Source organism: Streptomyces sp. NPDC059917, assembly GCF_042730635.1.
GTDB lineage: Bacteria > Actinomycetota > Actinomycetes > Streptomycetales > Streptomycetaceae > Streptomyces.
In genome coordinates this window covers 1-6,727 of record NZ_JBHWLC010000159.1, presented here as the reverse complement: position 1 = coordinate 6,727, position 6,727 = coordinate 1, and the positions used below count along the sequence as shown (strand labels likewise).

6 protein-coding genes are annotated in these 6,727 nt (G+C 74.4%); 1 reads left to right on the top strand and 5 read right to left on the bottom strand.

Going from position 1 to position 6,727, the window contains the following annotated elements:
• Positions 1-49: 49 nt before the first annotated feature.
• The 5 genes from ACFWAR_RS38930 to ACFWAR_RS38910 all read right to left on the bottom strand — a co-directional run bounded on the left by ACFWAR_RS38930 (position 50) and on the right by ACFWAR_RS38910 (position 6,384).
• On the bottom strand, positions 50-1,603 hold the full coding sequence (locus ACFWAR_RS38930) for a class I adenylate-forming enzyme family protein (protein WP_385788333.1): 1,554 nt from the start codon (positions 1,601-1,603) through the stop codon (positions 50-52).
• Between the two features lie 159 nt (positions 1,604-1,762).
• Complete coding sequence (locus ACFWAR_RS38925; RefSeq protein ID WP_385788330.1) at positions 1,763-2,584, bottom strand: BTAD domain-containing putative transcriptional regulator; 822 nt, start codon at positions 2,582-2,584, stop codon at positions 1,763-1,765.
• 314 nt (positions 2,585-2,898) lie between these two features.
• Positions 2,899-3,759, bottom strand: a complete 861-nt coding sequence (locus ACFWAR_RS38920; RefSeq protein WP_385788327.1) for a 4'-phosphopantetheinyl transferase family protein — start codon at positions 3,757-3,759, stop codon at positions 2,899-2,901.
• Complete coding sequence (locus ACFWAR_RS38915; protein WP_385788324.1) at positions 3,756-5,537, bottom strand: polyketide synthase; 1,782 nt, start codon at positions 5,535-5,537, stop codon at positions 3,756-3,758. The genes ACFWAR_RS38920 and ACFWAR_RS38915 overlap by 4 nt, the downstream gene beginning before the upstream one ends.
• Positions 5,538-5,673: 136 nt before the next feature.
• Entirely contained in the window at positions 5,674-6,384 is a 711-nt protein-coding gene (locus ACFWAR_RS38910) for an acyl carrier protein (protein WP_385788321.1), read from the bottom strand.
• Positions 6,385-6,556: 172 nt separating this feature from the next.
• Here ACFWAR_RS38910 and ACFWAR_RS38905 point away from each other — a divergent pair, with 172 nt between their 5' ends.
• Positions 6,557-6,685, top strand: coding sequence for a hypothetical protein (locus ACFWAR_RS38905; protein ID WP_385788318.1), 129 nt, complete (start codon positions 6,557-6,559; stop codon positions 6,683-6,685).
• The last annotated feature ends 42 nt before the right edge of the window (positions 6,686-6,727 follow it).

The following is a 6,727-nucleotide window of genomic DNA, read 5'->3' as shown; positions in this document are numbered from 1 at the left end:
GCCCCCGCCCGCCCCCCCCCTGGGCGGCGCGCCTCGTTTGGCAGGGGGGTTACGGGGTGGATTCGGCTGTGGAGAGGGCTTGTAGGCGGGTGCGGATGTGGTGGCGGGCGGGGGTGCCGGTGGGGGTGCGGGGGATGGTGTCGAGGGCTTCCAGGCGGCGGATGCGTTCGCTCGTCGAGAGGCGGGCGTTGGCCGCTTCGGCGATCGAGTCCAGGGTGTCGAGCAGGTCGCGGGCGGGGACGTCGGGGCGCAGGACCACGCCCGCCCAGACCAGGGCGCCGCGCGCCGGGTCGGGCCAGTCGGCGACCACGCACTCGGCGACCCGCGGGTCCTCGGCGATGACCCGTTCGATCAGGGACGGCGCGATGAGGACGTCGTCGCAGGTGAAGACGGAGCCGAGGCGGTCGACGACGTACAGTCCGCCGTCCTCGTCGAGGTAGCCCACGTCACCCGTGGACAGCCAACCGTCCGATCCGCAGCCCGCGGTCAGTTGGGGGCCGCGGATCTCGACCTCGCCGGTCGACCACACGGCCACCGGCTGCCGCCCGGCGGGCGCGACCACCCGGCACTCGGTGCCCGGGAGCGGGACGCCGACCGCGCCCAGGTCCGGCCGGGAGCCGGGCACCTGGTGGTGCGAGAGGGTGCAGACCTCGCTCAGGCCGTACCCCTGGAGGACCGGCGCGCCCAGGACGTCGCGCAGTCGTCGCGCGGTCGCCGGTTCCAGCGGGGTGCCGCCGCAGAGCACCGCGCGCAGCTCCGGGCCGGGCAGGTCCGGGTGGCCGGGCGCGAAGCGGCGGTCGGCGGCCAGCCGGGCGAGCCGGCTGGCCAGTCCGTAGTAGTGGCCCGCGCCCACCCGGGCGGCCAGCGCGATCCCGGCCCAGGGCGCGGGGTCCGCGCAGAGCACCTGCCAGGCGCCCGCGTGCACGGCGGCGTTGAGGTGGGCGGGCTGGTAGGAGGGCAGGTGGTTCACGGTGACCGAGGTCGCGTCCAGGCCCTGGGCGATGGCGGTCTGCGCGGCGCCCGCGATGAGGTTGCGGTGGCTGAAGCGGACCGTGTCGGCGTGCGGGGTGAAGTGGAGGCAGGCCACGCCGTCCACGTCGGCCGGGGGGCCCGTGCGCAGCGGTGTGTCCGGTGCTCCGGCCAGCGCGGCGGACAGGGCCAGCGCCGATCCGGGGGTCACCGCGCCGACGGCGTCCGTCACCACGATCGTGCGCAGGTGCGGCAGCTGGTCCTCCAGCTTCACCAGCACCTCGGCCAGGGCCGTGGGCACGAAGGCGATCTCGGCCGCGGCCGTGGTGAGGATCTCGTGCAGGGCGGCCGGTCCGGTCAACGGGTCGACGAGCGCCAGCAGGTGGCCGCTGCGGATCGTGCCGTAGTAGACGGCGGGGAACACCGCGTCCAGGCTCGCGGCCGCCGCGACCACGGCGCCGGGGCGGGAGGCGAGGCGGCGCACGGCGTGCGCGATCCGGTCGGCCTCCCGGTCGAGGGCGGCGAAGGTGAGCGTCGTACGGGCGGTGGTGACGGCGGGTGCGTCGCCCGCGCGGGCCGCGGCCCGCCGCAGCAGGTCGTCGAGCGGGTTCTCCAGGTACCTCAGGATGGGCACGTGCGACCTCCTGGCTCCGAACGGATGGCCGGTGATGACCCATCACTGTCCGCGCCCCGGCTGGACCGGGGCTGGAGAGGCCTTCGAGGAGCGGGAGAGGGCGTGCGCGGGAGGTGCGGCGCCCCGGGGGAGGTGCGGGTACCGGCCCGGGGCGGGCCCTCAGGCGGCGAAGAGGTCGAAGGTCGAGGTGTGGCGGGGGCCTGCGAAGACGTCGAGCTGCGGGTCCACCGACAGCATCGCCTGGTGCAGCCGCTGGAGCTGCGGGGAGGGTTCCACGCCCAGGTCCTCGATCAGTCGCATGCGCAGCTTGCGGTACACCTCCAGTGCCGAGGCCTGTCGGCCCGAGCGGTAGAGCGCGACCATCACCTGGGAGTGCAGTCCCTCGTGCTGGGGGTGGCGCGCGGTCAGTTCGGTCAGTTCGGCGATCAGCTCGGCGTGCCGGCCGAGGCGCAGGTCCGCGTCGATCCGCCGTTCCACGGTGACGAGCCGGCTCTCCTCCAGGCGCATCACCTCGATGTCGAGGATCGGGCCGACGCGGACGTCGACCAGGGCCGGTCCGCGCCACAGGTCCAGCGCGGCCTTGAAACGGGCCGCCGAGACCTGGCTGTCGCCCGTCTCGAAGGCCGCCTGCCCCTCGCGGACCAGGCGTTCGTAGTCGTGCACGTCGACGCTGTCCTCCGGGATCTGCAGCAGGTAGCCGCCGTGCCGGGTGGCCAGTACCTCCTTGGCCCCGCCGGGCGCGTCGGGGCCCATCGCGGTGCCGAGGCGTCTGCGCAGTTGCAGGATGTACGTCTGGAGGGTGGTCAGCGCGCTCTGCGGCGGCTGCGTCCCCCAGATCTCCTCCATGAGGGTGGGGACCGGCATGACGCGCCCCGGATAGAGCGCGAGCAGCGACAGAACCTGCCGTGGTTTACCCGCGGTCGGAACGATGGATCCCCCGTTGACCTCGGCACTCAACGGACCCAGAACCTGAATCCTCACGGTCTCCTCCGTACTCGTCGAGTTCCTTGTCTTTTCCGTCCGGTGGGCAGAAAACTGCCCCCGCTCCAGGCACGCTAGCGGGGGCCGTAGGTTTTTCCCTATTTCCTGTAGCGGTCCTCAAGCGCCCTTCCATGACGATCAATCAGAAGGGTATGAATTCAGCCTTTTTGCAGGTCAGGGCGGGCTGGATGTGGCCATGGACGGATGTCCGAAGGAAAGTAGATCTCGATATAGATCAACTTTCCGGAGGGTGATCCGGAGGGTAAGAGGATCCTCGATTGTTTTTAAATTATCGGCAAAGGATTCGAAGGGTGTCAGGCCGGAACGGATGCTTGGATTCCGCCGACCGGCTTCGGCAACGGAAAATTCTTCGGGTCGGATCGGCTCCACGGGAAGCCGTGGTTGAGCTGGACCACCGCGTCCTGCCCCGGGTCGGCCGGTACCGCGACGGCGACCAGGACGCCGGGGACCGGCTCCAGCTCGATGAACCACCACGGGCGGGCCGTGTCGTCCTCGGGCGGTTCGAAGGCGTGCACGCCGCGCTCGGCGTCCATCGTGAAGACGAAACTGTCGAAGGGCAGTCCCAGACCCAGGCCGCGGGCCTTGGAGTAGGCCTCCTTGAGCGTCCACACGCGCAGCGCGCGCCGGTCGCGCTCGCGTCCCGGGGGCAGTTCGTCCACCCAGTCCCGCTCCGTGGGCGCGAAGGTGCGCACGATGGTGGTGATGGCCTGGGCGTCGCGGTCGTCCATCCGCTCCACGTCCACGCCGATGCGTTGGTGGCGCACGATGCCGAGCAGGTTGTAGCCGCCCGCGTGGGAGAGGTTGAAGTCCAACTGGGCGCCGCCGCGCGGCAGGGCGTCGGGGGAGGGCCGCAGGAAGGGCCGCCCGCGGGCGGAGCGCCAGATGACCAGCTCGGCCTCCGACAGGCCCGCCTCCAGGGACAGGGCGCGGCGCACCAGGGTGTGCGCGATGAGGTACTGGCTGCGGTCCCGCTCGAAGAGGAACTTCCCCGCGGTCTTGTGCTCGTGGGCGTCCAGCCAGTGCCCTGCCAGCAGGGCGGCGAGTTCCGGGCCGACCTCGTCGTTGGCGCACAGCCACAGGGTCACCGCCTCGGCGACGGGCCGCTGGGCGGCGGCCGCCTCGACCAGCTGCTGCCGGTTCGTGCCGCCGCTCACCCGAGGTCTCCCGGCTCGGCGCGGCCGTCGTCCGGCGGCGCGGGGAACCAGAAGGGGCGGGGGCGGGCCGCGGTCGTCGGCAGGTCGAGGACCGGTCGCGCGCCGGGTGCCCGGTGCGCGGTCAGGACGTCGACCCCGGCCAACCACAGCCGGGTCAGCTGTTCGAGCCGGTCCCCGCGCCAGAGGGCGTCGACGTAGGCGCGGGTCTCGTCGAGGTCCCCCAGGAGCAGCGGGTCGCGGGCGCCGGTGGCGCGCAGATCGGCGCTACGCACGGGGGGCGCGTACGGGTGGTCGGGGCCGGTGGCGTTCGTGCCCGGCGCCCGGGGCGGTGCGGCGAAGGCGGCCAGGGCGCTCGCGAGCGTCGGCACGTCGGTGGCGACGACGGCGAGGCGGCAGTCCATCGGGGCGCGGCCGGAGCGCAGTTCGCCCGCCACCGAGTCCAGGTCGCAGACCGCCCCGCGGGCCGCTCCGGTGGGGGCGGTGAGCCAGCGGGCGAGCTGCCCGGCGGTGGCGCCCAGGTGCTCGGGGGTCGGCGCCGACAGCAGCACCAACCGCGCACCGCCGGTGGGCTCCGGGTGCGGGGCCGGGCGCGGGTCCGGGGCCGGGGCCTCCTCCAGGACGAGCACGGCCTGCGGGGCGCCGTCCTCGTGTACGCCGACCAGGGCGCGGCGGGGCGGTCCGGCGGGCCAGGGCGACGGCTGGGCGCGGCCGGGGTCGGCCGGTGCCGGGGCCGGGAGCAGGGTGGCGTGGCGCAGCTGCAGGACGGCCCGGGCCAGCGCGGCCGCGCCGGTCGCGGCCCCGGCCCGGCCCACGCGGGGCGCCGCGCTGCGGGAGTCCTCGGTCACGGTGGCGGTGGCCGCCGGGACGCGGGCGGTGGCCAGGGCCCGCTGTACGAGGCGCTCCCGCAGCGGGGCGTGGGGTCCGCGCCCCGGGTGGCCGACCGCGCTGGAGAGGATCACGGCCTGCACCCGGTCGCCGTCCGCGCGGGCCGCGGACAGCGGCTTGAGGAGGACGGCCGCGACCCCCTCCCCGTCCCCGGGGCGCAGTCGGCCGGGGTGCAGGTGCAGTTCGGCGGCGCCGACGAGGGCGGCCGCGCACTCGCCCGCGCGCAGGGCGGCGAGGGCGTGGTGCAGGGCGGTCAGGAAGGAGGAGGCGCCGGTGTCCACGCTCTGGCTGGGCCCGCGCAGGTCCAGCAGCCGCGAGAGCCGGCCGGCGGGGTCGCCGTACGGGGTCCCGGCGGGGTCCAGCAGGGCGTAGTCGTGGGAGGTGACGGCGGTGTAGACGCCGACGCTGCGGGAGGGGGTGGCGCCGTCGGGGGAGCCGAGGGCGTCCAGCCGGGGCCCGTGGCAACCGGCGCCCTCCAGGACCTGCCGGGCGCTCTCCAGCAACAGCCGCTCCTGCGGGTCGAGTCGGGCCGCGGCGGCGGGGTCGATGCCGAAGAGGTCGGGGTCGAAGGCGTCGACGGCGTCCAGGAAGTGGCCCTCGGCGTCGGGGGCGGGGCGGTGCGGGGGTGTGGCCGTGGGCGCGGGGGAGGGGTTCGGTGGGGTGCCGGGGGTCAGGGAGAGCTGCCAGAACGTGGCCAGGTCCTCGGCTCCGGGGAAGCGGGCCTGGAAGGCGATGACCGCGCACGGCTCGGGGGGCTGCGGGGTGCGGGGCGGGGCCGCGTGGTGGGGCCTTGTGGTGAGGGTGGCGGTCGGGCTGCCCGTGAGCAGGGCCACTGCGCGTCGGCGCTCCAGGGTGCCGCTCTTGAACCGCGTCAGGATTTCACGGTCTTCCATCTCCTGGTGTGCCTTTCGTGTGTGGCCCGGGGGTGTGCCCTCCGGGGGCGCCTCAAACGCCGGCGGGGCTGGATTGGGGCGCCTCGCCCGGGGGCGCCTCAAACGCCGGCGGGGCTGTGATGGGGCGCCTCGACCGCTAGCGCGTGGCTAGGAGGGCGGCGGCCTCGTCGATGGTGAGTACGTCGTCGCGTACGGCGTCCAGCAGGGCTTCGAGGTCCAGTCCCGGGCCCTGGGCGGTGGGGCGCGTCGGCGGGGCGGGTGCCGGGGCGGCCGGGGCGTTGCCGGTCACGCGGGCGGTGACGTACGCCGCCATCGTCGCGAGGTCGGGGTGCTCGTAGAGCAGCGCGGTCTGCTCCGTCAGGTCCCAGGTCTGGTTGATGCCCGCGATGAACTCCGCCGCCAGGATGGAGTCCAGGCCCAGCATCGTGAAGGGGGTGGCGGGGTCGATGTCCTCGGGCGCGCAGCGCAGGATCTGGGCGAGCTGGCCGCGCAGCGCCTCGGTCAGCCCGGCCGGGTCGGCGGCCACGGCGAGCGCGGCCGGGCGGCGTACGGGCCGCAGCGGGGACCAGGAGGTCATGGGCGCGGACGGCGCGTGCAGGCGCCCGGCGATGTGCCGGGCCAGCGCCGCCGGGGTCCGGTGCTCGTACAGCGCGTCGGAGGGGAGCTGGATGCCGTAGCGGGCGCCCAGCGCGCTCAGGAACTGCGCGCCCAGCAGGGAGTCGATCCCCAGGAAGGTGAACGGCCGCTCGGCGTCGACGGCGTGCACCTCGACGCCGGTCATTCCCGCCAGTACCGCGGTGAGTTCGGCGAGCACATCGGCGGCGGGAGTGTGCGGGGCAGTGGTCATGATGGGCGTCTCCCCGTGTCGGATCCCGGTCCCACGGTACTTTTCCGCAATTTCCTGGAGGGGGCCTGGAATTGCACTGGGGCGGGGGATGAGGGCCTTGACTCGGACGGTTTCGGCCGGTGAATCTCAATGGGGTATTCCTGCGTGTTCCGCGTCTGAAGGAGACATCATCGTGGCGAGCAAGAAGAAGAATGTGACGGGCTCCGAGTCGGAAGTGGCGCCGGGCGCCGGCGCCGAGGTGACCGAGGGCGTGGAAGAGAACTCCGACGCGGACGTCCTCGGCAACATCGCCCTCCAGTAGGAGCGGTGGCGGGCACGGCGAAGGGGGCCCACCGGCCGGTGG